Source organism: Plantactinospora sp. BC1 (assembly GCF_003030345.1).
Lineage (GTDB): Bacteria > Actinomycetota > Actinomycetes > Mycobacteriales > Micromonosporaceae > Plantactinospora.
Genome location: NZ_CP028158.1, coordinates 6,979,334 through 6,996,102, shown reverse-complemented (window position 1 = coordinate 6,996,102; position 16,769 = coordinate 6,979,334). Strand labels below are relative to the sequence as shown.

At 72.8% G+C, this 16,769-nt stretch carries 17 protein-coding genes; 9 read left to right on the top strand and 8 right to left on the bottom strand.

Annotation, left to right across the window (positions count from 1 at the left end):
* Positions 1-68: 68 nt before the first annotated feature.
* Positions 69-1,445: an MFS transporter gene (locus C6361_RS30695; protein ID WP_107269871.1), complete on the bottom strand. Its 1,377-nt coding sequence runs from the start codon at positions 1,443-1,445 to the stop codon at positions 69-71.
* A gap of 341 nt (positions 1,446-1,786) precedes the next feature.
* Entirely contained in the window at positions 1,787-2,821 is a 1,035-nt protein-coding gene (locus tag C6361_RS30690; RefSeq protein ID WP_107264544.1) for a mechanosensitive ion channel family protein, read from the bottom strand.
* Positions 2,822-3,189: 368 nt separating this feature from the next.
* Between C6361_RS30690 and C6361_RS30685 the strand changes: the two genes are divergently transcribed.
* The gene (locus C6361_RS30685) at positions 3,190-3,723 is read left to right on the top strand and encodes an HNH endonuclease (protein ID WP_107263344.1); all 534 of its coding nucleotides are present in this window, start codon (positions 3,190-3,192) and stop codon (positions 3,721-3,723) included.
* A 128-nt stretch (positions 3,724-3,851) separates the two neighbouring features.
* Here C6361_RS30685 and C6361_RS30680 read toward each other — a convergent pair whose 3' ends face one another.
* The 3 genes from C6361_RS30680 to C6361_RS30670 form a co-directional block, all read right to left on the bottom strand.
* A complete protein-coding gene (locus C6361_RS30680) occupies positions 3,852-4,679 on the bottom strand; it encodes a class F sortase (protein WP_107269870.1) in 828 nt (275 codons plus the stop codon).
* A gap of 14 nt (positions 4,680-4,693) precedes the next feature.
* On the bottom strand, positions 4,694-5,215 hold the full coding sequence (locus tag C6361_RS30675; RefSeq protein WP_234359123.1) for a hypothetical protein: 522 nt from the start codon (positions 5,213-5,215) through the stop codon (positions 4,694-4,696).
* A 149-nt stretch (positions 5,216-5,364) separates the two neighbouring features.
* Entirely contained in the window at positions 5,365-5,817 is a 453-nt protein-coding gene (locus C6361_RS30670) for an Lrp/AsnC family transcriptional regulator (protein ID WP_107269869.1), read from the bottom strand.
* A gap of 148 nt (positions 5,818-5,965) precedes the next feature.
* On the opposite strand from C6361_RS30670, the gene C6361_RS30665 reads away from it, so the two are divergent.
* The 4 genes from C6361_RS30665 to C6361_RS30650 all read left to right on the top strand — a co-directional run bounded on the left by C6361_RS30665 (position 5,966) and on the right by C6361_RS30650 (position 9,138).
* The gene (locus C6361_RS30665; protein WP_107269868.1) at positions 5,966-6,925 is read left to right on the top strand and encodes a tryptophan 2,3-dioxygenase; all 960 of its coding nucleotides are present in this window, start codon (positions 5,966-5,968) and stop codon (positions 6,923-6,925) included.
* Between the two features lie 54 nt (positions 6,926-6,979).
* On the top strand, positions 6,980-8,260 hold the full coding sequence (kynU, locus tag C6361_RS30660; protein WP_107269867.1) for a kynureninase: 1,281 nt from the start codon (positions 6,980-6,982) through the stop codon (positions 8,258-8,260).
* Between the two features lie 169 nt (positions 8,261-8,429).
* Positions 8,430-8,708 (top strand): hypothetical protein, encoded by a 279-nt coding sequence (locus C6361_RS30655; protein ID WP_107269866.1) that lies wholly within the window; start codon positions 8,430-8,432, stop codon positions 8,706-8,708.
* Between the two features lie 4 nt (positions 8,709-8,712).
* Positions 8,713-9,138 (top strand): DUF5130 family protein, encoded by a 426-nt coding sequence (locus C6361_RS30650; RefSeq protein WP_234359681.1) that lies wholly within the window; start codon positions 8,713-8,715, stop codon positions 9,136-9,138.
* A gap of 77 nt (positions 9,139-9,215) precedes the next feature.
* Here the strand turns inward: C6361_RS30650 and C6361_RS30645 are convergent, their stop codons facing one another.
* The gene (locus tag C6361_RS30645; protein WP_107271285.1) at positions 9,216-9,779 is read right to left on the bottom strand and encodes a Uma2 family endonuclease; all 564 of its coding nucleotides are present in this window, start codon (positions 9,777-9,779) and stop codon (positions 9,216-9,218) included.
* A gap of 190 nt (positions 9,780-9,969) precedes the next feature.
* Complete coding sequence (gene pepN, locus C6361_RS30640; RefSeq protein ID WP_107269865.1) at positions 9,970-12,522, bottom strand: aminopeptidase N; 2,553 nt, start codon at positions 12,520-12,522, stop codon at positions 9,970-9,972.
* A gap of 219 nt (positions 12,523-12,741) precedes the next feature.
* Between pepN and C6361_RS30635 the strand changes: the two genes are divergently transcribed.
* The 3 genes from C6361_RS30635 to C6361_RS30625 all read left to right on the top strand — a co-directional run bounded on the left by C6361_RS30635 (position 12,742) and on the right by C6361_RS30625 (position 15,450).
* Entirely contained in the window at positions 12,742-13,371 is a 630-nt protein-coding gene (locus C6361_RS30635) for a DsbA family protein (protein ID WP_107269864.1), read from the top strand.
* Positions 13,372-13,483: 112 nt separating this feature from the next.
* A complete protein-coding gene (locus C6361_RS30630) occupies positions 13,484-14,818 on the top strand; it encodes a DUF1015 family protein (protein ID WP_234359122.1) in 1,335 nt (444 codons plus the stop codon).
* 158 nt (positions 14,819-14,976) lie between these two features.
* Positions 14,977-15,450 carry a ribose-5-phosphate isomerase gene (locus tag C6361_RS30625; RefSeq protein ID WP_107269863.1) on the top strand — a complete coding sequence of 158 codons (474 nt, stop codon included), beginning with the start codon at positions 14,977-14,979 and terminating at the stop codon, positions 15,448-15,450.
* 39 nt (positions 15,451-15,489) lie between these two features.
* Here the strand turns inward: C6361_RS30625 and C6361_RS30620 are convergent, their stop codons facing one another.
* Positions 15,490-15,801 (bottom strand): hypothetical protein, encoded by a 312-nt coding sequence (locus C6361_RS30620; protein WP_107269862.1) that lies wholly within the window; start codon positions 15,799-15,801, stop codon positions 15,490-15,492.
* Between the two features lie 350 nt (positions 15,802-16,151).
* On the opposite strand from C6361_RS30620, the gene C6361_RS30615 reads away from it, so the two are divergent.
* Positions 16,152-16,697 carry a hypothetical protein gene (locus C6361_RS30615; RefSeq protein WP_107263355.1) on the top strand — a complete coding sequence of 182 codons (546 nt, stop codon included), beginning with the start codon at positions 16,152-16,154 and terminating at the stop codon, positions 16,695-16,697.
* Positions 16,698-16,769: the final 72 nt, after the last annotated feature.

Sequence of the window (16,769 nt, the reverse complement as noted above, 5' to 3'; positions counted from 1 at the left end):
GGGCTCACACCGCGCCCACCGCTGGCGGACCGGGGCTCACACCGTGCCGATCGGTGGCGGCTCGGGGCTCAGACCGCGCCGATGCCCGCCTCGGAGGAGGGCGGCCTCGGGTTGGGCGGGGAGGTCGGTGCCGGGTGCTGGCCCGGACGGGCCGCTCCAGCCGCCGCCTCCCGGTCGGCGGAGCGGCGCTGGGCCTCCGCGATCGCCGCGTCGAACCGCTCCGGCTGCGGCCAGCGCAGCGCCAGCACCAGCATCAGCAGCACCCCGGCGGCGCTCCACAGCCCGACCACCCGGGGAATGGTGAACCGTTCGGCCAGCAGGCCGGTGGCGAGTACCGCCAGGCCCTGGGTCACCTGCACACCGGTGTTCATCACGCCGTTGGCCCGGGCCCGGTAGCCGTGCGGCAGGGCCAGCACGAAGAGCCCGTTCGTCACCGGCAACAGCCCGGCGACCGCGAAGCCGGCGACTGCGGCCAGCAGGGCGACCACCAGCGGCGGCGGGTTGAAGAGGGCGGGCACCAGGGCCAGCGGGGCGAGTACCGCGAAGAACCGGACCAGGGTCCGGCGCAGGTCCGGCCGGAGGGTCCGGCCGACCAGTATGCCGCCGAGGATGAAACCGGCCGGTGCGGCGACCATGATCAGCGCCTGGGTGACGCTCCGGTCGGCGCCCGAACCCGCGAGATCAGTGGCCCAGGCCGCGGCCAGCCCCTCCGGGACGATCGCGAACAGCATCGCGCAGAACACCATGATCGCGATGGCCCGCAGCACCGGGGTGCCGAACACCAGGGCGAACCCGGCACCGGTCTCCCGGAGCAGGTTTCGCCGGCCCCGCTCCGGCGGCACGGCGGGCCGGTGCCGGACGCCGAACCAGAGGATCACCGCGGAGGCCCCGAAGGCGACGGCGTTGAGCAGCAGGGCCAGGGCCGGGCTGTAGAGCGCGATGCCGGCCCCGACCGCGTAGCCGAGCACCTGGGCCGCCTGCCCCACGCTGCCATGCAGGGAGAGCGCGACGACCAGCCGGTCTCCGGTGAGCAGCAGGGGCAGCATCGCGGACCGGGCCGCCTGGCTGGGTGGATTCGCCAGGGTCGCCGCGAAGAGCAACGCCAGGATCACCGGCGTGTCCAGGCCGTCGATCGCGATGGCCGCGTAGAGCGGCAGCCGGACGAGGTCGCAGATCACCATCACCGTGCGGTACGGGTACCGGTCGGCGAGGGTGGTGAGCAGTGGGCCGCCGACCAGCCACGGCAGGTAGCTGGTGGCGAAGGCGGCGGCGGAGAGGGCCACGGACTGGCTCTGCTGATAGACCAGCAGCGTGACGGCCGCCTTGGCGAGATAGTCGCCGGTCCAGGTCAGTACGGTGGCCGCGAAGACCGCCCGGTATTCACGCTGGGCGAACACCTCCCGATAGGTTGCCGGCCGCTCGGGAGTGTGTGTCTCTTCGGACACCGGTGGGCCTCCATCGTTCTCGACCGCTGACCACGTGTGATGGGGCTGCCGGGAACGTTTCAGACGTTCTGATCAGCAAGGTCTTCGTTACGCTCCGGGAGGGAGCTAGTTCTGGATTCTGCCCGATCGTATGACAACTGGCTAGGGCGAACGGATAGATCGTCACATCTGCGACTGGTCGAACGGACCATACCCGACCGCCCGCACGGTACGCGACCCCTGACGGCCGGCCCTCCGGTCAGGCCATCCGGTACCCGTACGGCACCGTCCGGCGTGGGCGGCGGCGCCCCGTACCGATGCCGGGTCAACCGGTCGGCGTACCCGGAAGGGGTTGGGGTGCCTCAGGTCGCTCCACCCTGGCCGGTCTCCCCGTCGGCCGGCGGGGTCGACGGCCGGGGGAACATCCTGGTCGCGGCGATGCCGGCGGTGATGCCGGAGTTCTCCAGCGCCTCGGCCAGCCGGCGGCGCAGCTCGCGGGAGACCGGGAGCTGCCCCTCGGCGGTGGTCTTGGCGACCGTCCGGATCACCGAACCGTCCACGGTGATCTGCTCGACCCCGACCACCTCGGGCGGCTCCACCAGCTCCGGCGCCAGCTCCGGGTCGACCGCGACCGAGGCGGCGGCGGTCCGCAGCACGGCGGTGGCCTCCTCGGTACGGGCGAAGCCGATCGGCATGTCCACCACGACCATCGCCCAGCCCTGGCTCTTGTTGCCGACCCGGATGATCTCGCCGTTGCGGATGTACCAGACCACCCCACGGGCGTCCCGGACGGTGGTGATCCGCAGGCCGACCGCCTCGACCACCCCGGTCGCCTCGCCGAGGTCCACCGTGTCACCGACCCCGTACTGGTCCTCCAGCAGCATGAAGAGCCCGGCGAGCAGGTCCTTGACCAGCGTCTGTGCGCCGAAGCCGAGGGCCAGGCCGGCGATGCCGGCGCTGGCCAGCAGCGGGGCGAGGTCGAAGCTGAGCTCGCTGAGGATCTGCAACACGGCGATCGCGAAGACCACCGCCGTGGTCATGCTGCGCAGCACCGAGCCGATCGCCTCGGCCCGCTGCCGGCGCCGTTCGGGTACCACCGCCTGCGGGTCGGGCGCGGCGCTGGGGATCCGTTCGCGCAGCGGCCGGAGTACCGCCGGGATCCGGCTCTCCGAGGTGCTGCGTACCAGCCGGTTGATGGTCCGGTGCAGCAGGAAGCGGAGCAGGACCGCCACCAGCAGGATCAGCACGATCGTGGCCGGCTTGATCAGGAAGAGGTTGCTGCCCTCGGCGAACCACGCCGACTTGGTCACCCGGTAGACCTGGTCGCAGAGCGGGTTGTCCAGGCAGCTCGGCTTCGGGTCCGGCGTCTCGGGGGCCGGCGTCGCGGCGTGTGGCATTCCGAGTACGGCGGCGGTGATCAGCGTCGCGGGGTTCACGAATGCCTTCGTACCGTACCGACGTCCGGCGGTCTCGGCCGACCCGCCGGCACGTGGCGGACGCCGCCGTCCCGCGACCGGGTCGGGCCGGGGGTCGGGACGGAACCGGTCATCTTGCCACGGGACGTGAAAGCTTTCTGCGGGACCCCCGATTAGTACGTGCAATCGCGTCGGCTATCGGGGACTATTGGCGCACGGACGCCGGTGATCGGCCGGCGTCGGCCGTGGTCTGGGCGGTCGTCGGCGCCTGCTGCCGACCAGCACCGGGCCGGGGCCGGCACCAGGCGGGCGAGGGAGCGGACGAGAAAACAACCGAGAGGGTGAGCGCGATGCCTGACATACGACCCACGGTGGGCTCCGGAGCGTTGGTGCTCAATGCCACCTATGAGCCGCTGTGTGTCGTTTCAGTGCGTCGGGCCGCCATCCTGGTTCTCTCCGCCAAGGCCGTCTGCGTGGCCGACGGGGAGGGGATCCTGCACAGTGCCCGCAACTCCCTGCCGGTGCCGTCGGTCGTCCGGCTGACCCGGTTCGTCCGGGTGCCCTACCGGACGCACGTCGGGCTCTCCCGCCGGGCCATCTTCGCCCGGGACAACTGGCGCTGCGTCTACTGCCGGGGCCCGGCCGAGACCATCGACCACGTCTTCCCGCGCAGCCGGGGCGGCCGGCACGCCTGGGAGAACGTCGTCGCGGCCTGCGCGAAGTGCAACCACACCAAGGGCGACAAGACTCCGGCGGAGCTGGGCTGGCGGCTGCACTCGCTGCCGACCGCGCCGAAGGGCATCGCGTGGCGGGTGCTGGGGCACCGGGCCCCGGACCCGCGCTGGGCGGACTGGCTCGACCTGCGCGAGGCCGAGGCGGCCTGAGGCCAGCCAGACCCACAACGGTCTGGTCGCCGGCATCCAGCCGCACCGCCGCCCGCCGCGCCGTTCGCCACCACCACCGCCCGCCGCGCCGTTCACCCGCACCGGGAACCGCGCGGCGGTGCGCGGGGTCAGGTGTGCCGGGCCGAGACCAGGGACGCGAAGACGATGACGTTGTCGGCGTACCCGGTGGAGCCGCCGACCCAGCGCCCGCCGCAGGTGATCAGCCGCAGCGACGGCCGGCTGAAGTCGCCGTAGACCTGGTCGACCGGCAGCTCCGACTTGTTGTACCGCCTGACGGAGTTGACCTCGAAGACCGCCACCGACTCGTCCTCCCGGTCCACCTCGATCTTGGCGCCGGGGCGGAGCCCGGAGAGGTCGTGGAAGACGGCCGGCCCGGTCCGGGTGTCGACGTGCCCGACGATCACCGACGGCCCGTACTGGCCCGGCGTCGGGCTCTGGCTGTACCAGCCGGCCTCGTCGCGGCGGTCCGACGCCGGCACCTCGATGGTGCCGTCCGGTGCGACCCCGACCGGATGCACCGGCGCGTCCAGATCGAGCGACCGGATGCCGATCGCGACCGGCGGGCTCGACTCCAGCACCGGGAACTTGCGCGGCGGTGCCGGGGCGCCGAACGGCAGCCCGCTGGGCAGCAGGGTGATCCCGGTGACGCTCTGCACCCCGAAGAGGGTGACGAGGACGCCGAGCAGCAGGCTGATCACCGGTACCGGCCCGGGGCGGCGGGCCCAACCGCGCCGGCCCGCCCGCCGGGGCGGCCGGGGTGGCGCGGCGGCCAGGGTGCCGGGCGGGGTGCCGTCGGCCGGATCCGGGCTGGTGATGCTGGCCGCGGTGGCCTGCCGGGCGAGCCGGGCCGTCCGGCGTCGCCACCGGTCGGTACGTGCCCACCACCGGCCCGTCCGGTCCCGCCACGTGCCACCGGCCGTGGGAGGGCGGAACATCGTCGGTCCGCGGGTCAGCTACTCGGTTCGGTACGCCGTCGCCGGCCGGCCACCCCGAACCCGAGCGCGAGTACGACGATGCCGAGACCACCGACGATCATCAGCGTCCCGCCCGGGCCGCCGGCCGTACCGCCGCCACCGGTGGCCGGTCCCTGACTGCCCTGGCTCATGTTCACCACGGTCAGCGTGGTGGTGGCGTTGTTGCCGTTCTGCTGGCAGGCCAGGTTGACCGCGTACGCCCCGGGAGCCTTGCTGCCCGGGATCGTCACCGACCCGGTCAGGAAGCCGTTGTCGGGGCGTACGATCACCCGGCCGAAGGCGTCCGAGTGCACCGTGGCCTGCTGGTTGTTCGCGCCGTCGCAGCTCGCCCGGATGTTGACCCGGGTACCCGCCTGGGCGGTGTTCGGGGTCACCTCGACGAAGGTGTTCGGTCCGGCCCGTACCGCGCCCGCGTTCCCGAGCAGCGGCCCGGGGACCAGCGTGGCGACGGTGACACCGGCGGCGATCGTACGGCCGACGACCTTGGCAGTGAGCATGATGTCCCTCCCCGGCGGTGCATCCCCTCGGCCGGGCACCCGTCGCATCGCCGCACGGGTCGGGTGCGCGACCGTCGTCGGGGGACGTGTTCCCACCGGTCCGGCGCACACACGCCTCCGGCGGGCCGACAACCGGACGATTGCCCTGGTCAGGCGCCCGAGGTGGGTGGGATGGGCAGCACCGGGTGCCAGGCCAGCGGGCTGGAGAGCACCATCGTGCTCGACGGCTGCCCGTACGGGGCGAGACGGTCGATGACCTGCTCGAACGCCTCGATCGACCCGGCCGCGACCTTCAGCATCGAGCAGGCGTCCCCGGTGATCCGGTGGATCTCCAGGATTTCCGGCCACCCCGGCACGTCCGGGTCCCGGAGGATGCAGCGCGCCCCGTAACAGGACATCCGGATCATCGCCACCACGTTCCGGCCGGCCCGGGCCAGGTCGACGTGCGCGTGGTACCCGGTCACCACGCCGGACTCCTCCAGCCGGCGGACCCGTTCGGCGACGGCCGGCGGGGAGAGGTGCACCCGGCGGGAGAGTTCGCTGAACGAGAGCCGGGCATCGGCCTGGAGTTCCCGGAGCAGCGCCCAGTCCATGTCGTCCACCGCTGCCTCACTCTCCGTGACGTAATCGTGAACCTCGGATCGACCTTCCGAACGTTAAGCCAATTCAACACCGAACCGCAGAACCGTCGAATGCCGGCCGGTAGCGCCGTTGGTCCGGCATTCCATCCGGCGTCGGACGGGAGAGATCATGACGGTAGTGCGTAACGGAACGGAGGCGGCAGTGGAGAGCGGAACGGAGGCGACGGTGGAGAGCATCCAACGGCAGCGGCGACCCGGTCGACCCCGGGTACGCCCGGTGAACGCCGCCCAGCGGGCCGCCCGGGCGGCGGCCAACGGTGGCGAGCCGACCCTGGAACCGGCCGGGCGGACGCCGTACGACGCGTACGTGCACGCGAGCACCCTGCACCGCCTCCAGCAGCCGCTGAGCCAGGATCCGGGCGAGATGTCGTTCCTGATGGTCAGCCAGATCATGGAGCTGTACTTCGGGCTGACCTGCTTCGAACTGCGCGAGGCGCGGCAGCGGCTGCGCGCCGACGACCTGTGGGGGGCGCTCGCCCCGCTGCACCGGGCGGCGCTGCACCTGGAGGGGCTCAACGCGGCCTGGCGGGGACTGCGCTGGATGACCCCGGCGGACTTCAACCGGTTCCGCAACCTGCTCGGCGAGGGCTCCGGATTCCAGTCCGCGATGTACCGGCAGTTGGAGTTCCTGCTCGGGCTGAAGACCGCCACCCTGGTCCGGCCCTTCCACCGGCAGCCGGAGGTCTACGCCGAACTGGTGGAGACGCTCCGGGCGCCGAGCCTCTGGGACGAGGTGACCGCCCTGCTGGCCCGTCGCGGCTTCCCGCTGCCGGAGACGCTGCTGCACCGGGACTTCTCCGGCGACGCCGAGCCGAGCGCCGAGCTGACCGCCGCCTGGGTGGAGATCTACGCCGACACCGGACCCGACAACCAGCTGCGACAGCTCGGCGAGACCCTGGTGGAGATCGCCGAGCAGTTCGACGACTGGCGCCACCAGCACCTCAAGGCGGTACGCCGGACCATGGGCGCCAAGGTCGGCACCGGCGGGTCGGCCGGCGCGGCCTGGCTGCGCCGGAGCATGGCCCGGGAGGTCTTCCCCGAACTGTGGGCCGCCCGGACCGACATGTAGCGCGGGCGGCTACCGTTCCGTGCCGAAGGCGAGCGACAGAGGAGTGACGAGCGGATGACCACCCCGGAGCAGGAGGAGGCGGCCCGGCGCCGCGACGAGGCCGACCCCGGGCACCGGCACCTCTTCCACGTGCCCCCGGCCGAGGGCGGCCGGTACGCCGAGGCCGCCTACCTGGTCGGCAACTCGCTCGGGCTGCAACCCCGGGCCGCCCGGGCCGACATCGACGCCGAACTGGAGACCTGGGCCAGGCTCGGCGTCTCGGGTCACTTCTCCGGCGACCGGCCGTGGGTGCCGTCGTACCGCTCGCTCACCGGGCCGAGCGCGGCGCTGGTCGGCGCGCTGCCGGCCGAGACCGTGGTGATGAACTCGCTGACGGTCAACCTGCACCTGCTGATGGTCTCGTTCTACCGGCCGACCGCCGGCCGCGACCGGATCCTGATCGAGGACGGCGCCTTCCCCTCCGACAGCTACGCGGTGCGCAGCCAGGCCCGGCACCACGGACTGGATCCGGACGAGACCGTCGTCCGGCTGCGCCCCCGTCCCGGCGAGGAGACCCTGCGCACCGAGGATGTCGTCGACTACCTCGACCGGGAGGGGCAGCGGGTGGCGCTGGTCCTGCTCGGCGGGGTCAACTACCTCACCGGCGAGCTGATGGACATCCCGGAGATCACCCGGGCGGGGCACCGCGCCGGCGCCATGGTCGGCTGGGACCTCGCGCACGCGGTCGGCAACGTACCGCTGGCGCTGCACGACTGGGACGTGGACTTCGCCGCCTGGTGCACCTACAAGTACCTGAACTCCGGGCCGGGGGCGTTGGCCGGGGCGTTCGTGCACGAACGGCACCTCGGCGACCCGGCGATCGACCGGTTCGAGGGCTGGTGGGGCACCGACGAGGCGACCCGGTTCGAGATGGCGCCGGTCTCCCGGCCACCGGCCACCGTGGAGGCGTGGCTGATCTCCAATCCGCCGGTACTCGCGATGGCGCCGATGCGCAGCGCCCTGGCCATCTTCCAGCAGGTCGGGATGCCCGCGCTGCGGGCCCGCAGCGAGCGGTTGACCGGCTATCTCGAAGGGCTGCTCGACCAGATCACCCCCGACCGGCCCCTCACCGTGCTCACCCCGCGCGACCCGGCCCGGCGCGGCTGCCAGCTCTCCGTCCGGATCGGTCAGGGCGGGGCCGCCGCGCTGACCGAGCGGCTCTCCAAGGAGTACGGCGTGGTCGTCGACGACCGGGAGCCGGACGTGATCCGGTTCGCCCCGGTCCCGCTCTACTCGACGTACCACGACTGCTGGCGGGCGGCCGAGGCGCTGGCCCGGCTCGTCGACGGGGCCTGATCCGAGCGCCGCCCGGGCCGGATCGGCACCCCGAGATCTGGTGGGCGGCGGTTTCCGATACCGTGAACGGCGACCGGGTCGGTCGGGTGGACACCTTCGCCACCTGCTCCGACCGGCACGATGATCCCGTTTTCGCCTGGGGGCGTTGAGGTTGTCTGTTTCCGACACGTTGCTGGTCTTCGTTGCCATCCCGGCCGCCGCGGTGCTCGTGATCACCGTGCTGGCCCGGGCCGGCAAGAGCGGCCGTAACGCCCGGCGTTACCGCCCGGGGCGGCCCTTCGAGTTCACTCCGGTCTGGTTCCTCTCCTCGCCCGAGCACCTGACCGACTCCGCCCGGAACGCGCTGCCGGCCGGCGCCGAGGCCCGGGCCCTGAGCAGCGGCGAGATCGAGACCATCAGCGCGCCGAAGCGCGCCGGCGTGACAGGGGGCGCAAGTGACCGCTGGTAAGAGCGTGGCGACGGCCGAACGGCCCGAGGCCGAGGTCGGACCGAGCGCCACCACCCGGCCGGACGTGCTCGACGGGCCGTTCACCACCCGCCAGCTCCTCCGGATCGACGAGGCGCTGCGGATCGCCGACGAGTCGACCGGGCTGGTCTTCACCGTCTACGTCGGTCCGCTGACCGAACCGGTACGCGAGCACGCGCAGCGGCTGCACCTGGAGCTGGTCGACCCGGCCCGCGCGGTACTCGTCGCCCTCTCGCCGAACCAGCGGGTGCTGGAGATCGTCACCGGCTCCGAGGCACGCAAGCGGATCCCGGACCGGGACGCCAAGCTGGCCGCGCTCTCCATGGTGGCCGCCTTCGGCGGCGGCGACCTGACCGGCGGCATCGTCAGCGGGCTGGACCAGCTCGCCACCCGGGCCGGCCGCGCCGCCTGACCCGGCGCCCGTCCGGCCGCTGCCGGGCTCGTCCGAGTAGCCTGTCCGGCCGCCCCGCCACTGGGCCGGGCGGCCGGTCAGCCCAGCCAGCTGCCGGGGGCGACCCGTACCGGAAACGGCACCTCGACCAGCTCGGTGCCGGTCGACGGGACCGAGCGGAGCAGCTCGTAGTGGCCGGCGGGGGCACGCAGATAGAGATGGGCGATCGGGCCCCGCTCGGCGCGTTCGATCCGCCAGTACGACTCGATGCCGGCCTCGGCGTACAGGCCCAGCTTGGTGAACCGGTCGTGCCGCCGGCTGCTCGGCGACTCCACCTCGACCACCAGCGCCACGTCTGCCGGATCGGCCCACATGGCGTCCGGCGGCGCGCTCGGTCGCAGCACCGTGACGTCCGGGATCGCGTTGCCCCCCGGTACCCGGAGGCCGATCTCGCGGATCACCCGCCACTTCGGTGGGGTAGCGGCGCGTAGGGCGGCGCGGATCTCGTCGGCCAGCTCGTGGTGCTGGAAGTCGGCCGGAGGGGTCACGTGGAGGCTCCCGTCGATGATCTCGTAGCGGTGCCCGTCCGCAGGCAGGGTGCGCAGATCGTCCTCGGTCCACCCCTGCTCGGGCGGATGCCACTCGTAGCGCGGTTGGGCCATCGAATCCACCTCCATCGGGAAGCCTAACGGCCCGGGCCGGCCGGCGGTCGCCCCCGCACCGCCCCGACCTGGGGTGGCGGTCGGAACGGGACGCACCCGGTGGCCGTACCCGAATCGCTTCCGGGCGCGACGACGGCGCCGGGCGTCGGATCGGCTCCGGCGCCCGGCGGCGGTCAGTTCGGCGGCGAGGTCAGGCCGGTGACGCGGCGTCCTTGGCCCGGGCCCTGACCGCCCGGACCACCCCGTCGCGGCCCTCGGCGACCAGCCGGCGCAGCGGCGCCGGATGACCAGACTCGGCCAGCCAGGCGTCGGTCATCCGGATGGTCTCCTCGCCGATCTGGTACGCCGGGTAGGCCAGCATCACGAACTCCTGCGCCGGCTCGCTGTCGCGGTTCTTCCAGATCTGGCCGACGACCTGGAAGAACCGCTCCGCGTACGGTGCGGTCAGCTCGACCTGCGCCGGATGCTGGAAACCCTGAAGCAGCGCCCGGTGCCGCCAGTTCGGCAGCGCCTCGTCCCCGGTCAGGGTGCGCCACACCGTCTCCTTGTTCTCGGCGGTGGGCAGCAGCGCGTGCGCGAGCGCCGCCTCCCGCTCACCGCTCGACGTGCGGTCGGCGGCCAGCTCGGCGTCGACCTCGGCCCGCCCCGCCGCGCCACCCGCGACCAGGGCACGCAACACCGTCCAGCGCAGTTCGGTGTCGATGGTCAGCCCGGCCGGCACGCCGGTACCGTCCAGCCAGCCCCGGAGTACGGCCAGCTCCTCGTCGCTGCGGGCCGCCGAGGCGTAGGTGCGGGCCCAGGCCAGTTGCAGGCCGCTGCCCGGCTCGGCGGCGCCGAGCGCGCTCGCCGCGGTACGGGCGAACTCCGCCCAGCCGGTCGGCGCCCACTGCGGGGCGGCGTACGAGGTGAGCGTGGCGGCGACCTGCCGCAGCGTCGCGGTGACCAGGTTGATGTCGGTCTCGGCGGGCAGCCCGGCCAGCGCCAGCGCCACGTAGTCCCGGGCGGCCAGTTCGGCGTCCCGGACCATGTCCCAGGCGGCGGCCCAGCACAGGCCCCGGGCCAGCGACGACTCGAACGCGGCGATGTGCCGCACCACCGTCGCCATGGACCGCTCGTCGAGCCGCAGCTTGGCGTAGGTCAGGTCGTCGTCGTTGAGCAGCAGCACGTCCGGCGCGGCGACGCCGGTGAGCTGGGGCAGCTCGGTGCGCTCGCCGACCACGTCGACCTCGATCCGGTCCCGCCGGACCAGCCGGTCGCCCCGCAGGTCGTAGAGGCCCACCCCGATCCGGTGCGTACGCAGTGTCGGGTGCTCGCTCGGCGCCTCCTGCCGGACCACCACCGACTCGTACGTCCCGTCCGGGCCGATCGACACCTCCGGGCGGAGCGTGTTGACCTGCGAGGTCTCCAGCCACTCGGCGGCGAACTTGCGCAGTTCCCGGCCGGAGGCCGCCTCCAGTTCGGTGAGCAGGTCGTCGAAGGTGGCGTTGCTCCAGGCGTACTTGCCGAAGTAGCTGCGCAGGCCCTCCAGGAACGGCGCCTCCCCGACGTACGCGACGAGCTGCTTGAGCACGCTGGCGCCCTTGGCGTACGTGATGCCGTCGAAGTTGACCTCGACGGCCTCCAGGTCCGGCATCTCACAGTAGACCGGGTGGGTGGAGGAGAGCTGGTCCTGCCGGTAGCCCCAGTTCTTCCGGATGGAGAGGAAGGTCGTCCAGGCGTCGGAGAACCGGGTGGCGTTGGTGTTGGCCCAGTGGCTGGCCCACTCGGCGAACGACTCGTTCAGCCACAGGTCGTTCCACCAGCGCATGGTGACCAGGTCGCCGAACCACATGTGGGCCAGCTCGTGCAGGATCGTGTTGGCCCGCTGCTCGTACTCGAAGTCGGTCTCCTGCGAGCGGAACAGGTAGTGCGCCTCGGCGTGCGTGACGCAGCCGAAGTTTTCCATCGCGCCGGCGTTGAAGTCCGGCACCCACACCTGGTCGTACTTCGGCAGCGGATAGCGGACGCCGAACTGCTGGTGGAAGAAGTCGAAGCCCTGGACGGTGATCAGGTTCAGGTCCGCCGAGTCGAGGTGCGGCGCCATGCTGGTCCGGCAGAAGTAGCCGAGGTCGAGACCGTCGTGGGTGTACCGCACCTCGTGGTAGGGACCGGCGCAGAGCGCGGTGATGTAGGTGCTCATCCGGACCGACTCGGCGAAGTGGACCGTCTTGGTGTCGTCGCCGGCCGGCTCCTCGCCGCTGACCGGCATGTTCGAGATGACCCGCCAGTGCGCCGGCACGGTCGCGTGCCAGGTGAAGACGCTCTTCAGGTCCGGCTGGTCGAAGCAGGCGAAGACCCGCTGCGCGTCGGCGGTCTCGAACTGGCTGTAGAGATAGGTCTCGCCGTCCACCGGGTCGACGCTGCGGTGCAGCCCCTGACCGCTGGAGGAGTAGAGGAAGTCGGCATCCACGACCAGGGTGTTATCGGCGGCCAGACCGGTGAGGGTGAGGCCGTCCTCGGCCGACCAGCCGGAGAGGTCGACCGGGGTGCCGTTCAGCGTCGCGGAGCGTACCGAGTCGGCGGCCACCTCGATGAAGGTGCTGGCACCCGGCTCGGCGCACCGGAACCGGACCTCGGTCGTCGAACGGAAGGTGCGGCCGTCCGCGCCCAGCCCGGCGGACGACAGGTCCAGGCGGATGTCATAGCCGGTGACGTCGAGCAGACGACCCCGATCCGTCGCCTCGACCTGGGTCAGGTTACGCACTCCTGGCACGTGAATCTCCATCCGGTCTTCCCGCTGGCTGTCCCCGTTGACAGCACCGAGCCATCCCCACGGCTCGACGTCGAGTGTTTCATGCCGGCGGGAATGGCACTGGTGCTCCATGTCACGGTCTCATCCCGCTGTCGGTGCGGGGTACACGGGTGAAGATTTGTAACGGTGCCGCCGATTTCGGCCGCCCCCGACGACGAAGGGAGTCGCGCCGTGTCCGAGCGCGCGTCCGTTGACATGTTCTTCGACCCGATCTGCCCCTGGGCCTGGATCACCTCCCGCTGGCTGTTGGAGGTGGAGCAGGTCCGCGCCGTCGACATCCGGTTCCGGGTGATGAGCCTCGCCGTGCTCAACGAGGGCCGGGAGGACCTTCCCGAGCAGTACCGGGAGGGGCTGAGGACCGCCTGGGGGCCGGTGCGGATCTGCATCGCGGTCGAGCAGCGGCACGGCTCCGAGGCGGTCGGCAAGCTCTACACCGCGCTCGGCAACCGGATCCACCTGGCCAAGGAGGAGCGGGGCCCGGAGCTGTACCGGGCGGCGCTGGCCGACGTCGGGCTGGACCCGGCACTGGCCGAGGCCGCCGACTCCACCGAGTACGACGAGGCGCTGCGGGCCAGCCACAACGCCGGGATGAAGCCGGTCGGCCAGGACGTCGGCACCCCGGTGGTCCACGCTCCCGGCCCGGTGCCGGGGGAGACCGTCGCGTTCTTCGGCCCCGTGATCACCCCGGCTCCGAAGGGCGAGGCGGCCGGCCGGCTCTGGGACGGCGTACTCCTGGTCGCCGGCACGCCCGGCTTCTACGAGCTGAAGCGGACCCGTACCGAGGCGCCGAGCTTCGACTGAGCGCACCGCCGGGCGGTTCGGCCGGTACCCCACCGGTCCGGGCCGCCCACGGGGTGGAAACGGCCGGGGTATCCGTACGCCGGCTCCGGCACCGCCGGTAGCGTTCCGGCACATGACGGTCGTGCATCCGATCAGCCGCGCCTGGGTCACCACTGGCGGCACCGGCGCCCAGAACTACGACGAGTTCGCCGACGACGCCGAGATCACGGCGATCATCCGGGACAACCCAGCCAGCGCACTCGCGATCGAGATGCCGCACCGGGCGCCGGAGAGCGTCGGGCGGTCCTTCACCGAGGCGCTGCCGGACGCGGTCGCCCGGCTGGCGCAGGCGCGGGCGGACGGCAGCTACACCCCGGCCGAGCAGGTCGTGGTCCTCTACCGGATCACCGCGCCGGGCGAGGAGCCCGGTTACGGGATGTTCGCCATGGTCGACACCGACCAGATCTCCACCAGTGCGGACGAGCCCGGGCTGGTGATCCGCAACGAGGACGTCTTCATCGCCAAGGTGCGGGAGCGGGTGGCGCTCGCCGAGGCGACCGGCCATCTCCTCTCGCCGGTGCTGCTGCTCCAGACCGGCAACCGGGCCGGCGGCGACCCCGGCGCGAGCGACAGCGGTAGCGGTGCGAGCGGCGGCGGCGGTGCGAGCGGCGGCGGCGGTGCGAGCGGCGGTGGCGGTGCGCGGCCGAATGCCGGCGAGGCGCTGCACCGGGCGCTGGCCGAGGCCACCGACGCCGCCGGCCCGCCGGCCGCGACCGACACCGACCAGGCGGGACGGACCCACGCCATCTGGCTGGAGGGGCCGGGGCCCCGCCAGGACGAGTTGCTGGCGCTGGCCGGTGCCGGAGAACTCGTCGTCGCCGACGGCAACCACCGCAGTCTGGCCGCGCAGATCGGCGAGCTGCCCCGGTTCCTCGCGGTGGTCACCACACCCGGCTCGGTGGCGATCCAGCCGTACAACCGGCTGGTCAGCGAGCTGACCAGCACCCCGGACGAGCTGCTCGACCGGCTGCGCGCGGCCGGCGCCCGGGTCGAGCAGGTGGCGGGTCCGGCGGCGGTACCGGACTCCGGCGGCACGATCCAGCTCTACGCGGCCGGCACGACCTACGCCGTCACCCTCCCCTCGGGCCCAAGCGGGGGAGTGGAGAACCTGGACCATGCGCTCGTCGAGCGGGTGCTGCTGCGGGACGCGCTCGGGCTCGACCCCGGCGACAAGCGGATCACGTACGTCGGTGGGGACTACCCGGCGCGGTGGCTGGTCGGCGAGGTCGACGCCGGCCGGGCGGAGCTGGCGATCCTGATCGCCCCGGTGACCGTGCAGGACTTCGTCGCGGTGAACCTGGCCCGGCAGAAGATGCCCCGCAAGAGCACCTGGTTCACCCCGAAGGCCCGGGCCGGCCTGGTCCTGGCCGAGCTGGGCCGGGACACGGCGGAGACCCCGCGCGACTGACCCTGCGGCGGACTGGCGGTACCCGCCGTACGGTGCCGGGCGCTCGGCGATGTTCCGGGTGGCCCGGCCGGGCCCGCGGGCGGGGTCGAGTTGTGATCTGTCCGGCTGTCGCCGTGCCTGCCGGCGGCTGCCGGTGGCGGGCTGACAGACTGCGCGGTATGCGCGTCTATCTGGGATCCGACCATGCCGGCTACGAACTGAAGGTGCACCTGGCCAACCACCTGGCCAAGCAGGGCTACGAACTGGTGGACGTCGGGCCGTTCCTCTTCGACCCGGACGACGACTACCCGGTCTTCTGCCTGCACTGCGGGGCGCGGGTGGTGGCCGACCCGGGCAGCCTGGGCGTGGTGATCGGCGGCTCGGGCAACGGCGAGCAGATCGCCGCCAACAAGGTGGCCGGGGTGCGCGCCGCGCTCGCCTGGAACGTCGAGACCGCCCAGCTCGCCCGGGAACACAACGACGCGAACGTGGTCGCGGTCGGCGCCCGCCAGCACACCCTCGACGAGGCGACGGCGATCGTGGAGGCCTTCCTCACCACGCCGTTCTCCGGCAACGAGCGGCACGCGCGGCGGATCGGACAGGTCGCCGAGTACGAGCGCTCCGGCGCGCTGCCGGCACTGCCGGCGTCGTAGCCGGACGGGCCGCCCGCCCCGCTGGTCGGTGGCGGGCGCTCAGCGGCCGCCGCGCGGCAGCTCGTCCCGGGGTACCCAGTTGCGCCGGACCAGTACCAGACGTTCGGCCGCCTCCGCGAGGTCGGCCTCGGTCGGCCGGGCCGCGTCCCGGGCGCGCATCGCGGCCGCGACACTCACCTGGGAGGCGCCCGAGCCGATCAGCCCGCGCAGGCCGCGTTCCGCGTCCCGGTCGTCCCCGGCGCCCGGCCCGGTGCCCGGGTCTCCGCCGCGACGCCCCTGTTCGGGTGTGCCGCCGCTGCCGCTCGACGGGTCGTGCCGCAGCCTCCGCCGTCGACGCTCCGGCTCGGTCATGTCGCCTCCTCGCTCCGCCCGTCGGCGTCATGACCGGCAGACCGGAGCTGGCAGGTGCCCTCGCTCCGCCCGGTCATGCTGCCGACCCTACCGGCCGGTGGCGTGCCGGTCCCGGCTCAGCAGCTCGCCGGACCGGCGGGTGCCCGCTGCCCGCCGAACGCGGCGGAGGGCCGGGCCGGGAGGTCGAACGACGTGGAGGTCATCGTCCCGGTCCGGTCGATCGGCTCCCGGTCCGGTCGATCGGCTTCCGGTCCGGTCGATCGACGGTGGCTCGGCGCGGGCTTTGCCGGCTGGCTACCCTCGGAACTGGAGCGGGTTCCGGACCCGAGCCGATGGGGAGGACGGGACAGATGGCAGACCAGACGCAGCCGTGGGCCGAGCGGACCGTCGAGATGCCGCCCGGTGCCGAGGGACCGGGGATGCCGCCGGGTCCCGAGGGCTTCCGGCGGGGTGTGGCGCAGGTCGGGGTGCCTCGGCCGCGTACCGAGCCGGAGGCGCCGCACGAGCCGACCGGTACGGGGTGGCCGGTGGTGGAGCAGGAGCGGGAGCAGCTTCCGCCGGGCTACCACTGGCGGCAGCTGCGCATCGGGCGGCACTGGAGCATGCTGGGCGGCCTCTTTGCCTTCGTCTGCTGGGGGATCTGGGCGATCTCGGCCCGGGGTGACCTGACCAGTCCGGTGGTCACCTTCGTGCTGACCCTCTTCGTCGCGGTCGGCCTCTTCGCGCTGGCCCGGCTGGTCGGCCGGGTCGTCTGGGAGCGTCAGCTCGGCAAGATCCGCCGTAGTGCCCGGGGCGCGCACCTGGTCACCGGGATCTTCCTGGCCGGGGTCGGGGTGGCGTACCTGCGCCAGACCGAGTGGGTGGTCGACCTGTGGAACTGGGTGGCGGGGCTCTGACCCTCCGGGTACGCGAACCGGTTGACCGGTAGATCCGGACAGGTGTTGATCGAAGTGACAAATCACAATTTG

Bases quoted from the DNA above. Each gene is read 5' to 3' on its own strand.
- C6361_RS30690 (WP_107264544.1), bottom strand. From the start codon at position 2,821: ATGCCACACGCCGCGACGCCGGCCCCCGAGACGCCGGACCCGAAGCCG.
- C6361_RS30685 (WP_107263344.1), top strand. From the start codon at position 3,190: ATGCCTGACATACGACCCACGGTGGGCTCCGGAGCGTTGGTGCTCAAT.
- C6361_RS30680 (WP_107269870.1), bottom strand. From the start codon at position 4,679: ATGTTCCGCCCTCCCACGGCCGGTGGCACGTGGCGGGACCGGACGGGC.
- C6361_RS30675 (WP_234359123.1), bottom strand. From the start codon at position 5,215: ATGCTCACTGCCAAGGTCGTCGGCCGTACGATCGCCGCCGGTGTCACC.
- C6361_RS30665 (WP_107269868.1), top strand. From the start codon at position 5,966: ATGACGGTAGTGCGTAACGGAACGGAGGCGGCAGTGGAGAGCGGAACG.
- kynU (WP_107269867.1), top strand. From the start codon at position 6,980: ATGACCACCCCGGAGCAGGAGGAGGCGGCCCGGCGCCGCGACGAGGCC.
- C6361_RS30645 (WP_107271285.1), bottom strand. From the start codon at position 9,779: ATGGCCCAACCGCGCTACGAGTGGCATCCGCCCGAGCAGGGGTGGACC.
- C6361_RS30630 (WP_234359122.1), top strand. From the start codon at position 13,484: ATGACGGTCGTGCATCCGATCAGCCGCGCCTGGGTCACCACTGGCGGC.
- C6361_RS30625 (WP_107269863.1), top strand. From the start codon at position 14,977: ATGCGCGTCTATCTGGGATCCGACCATGCCGGCTACGAACTGAAGGTG.
- C6361_RS30620 (WP_107269862.1), bottom strand. From the start codon at position 15,801: ATGACCGAGCCGGAGCGTCGACGGCGGAGGCTGCGGCACGACCCGTCG.
- C6361_RS30615 (WP_107263355.1), top strand. From the start codon at position 16,152: ATGGCAGACCAGACGCAGCCGTGGGCCGAGCGGACCGTCGAGATGCCG.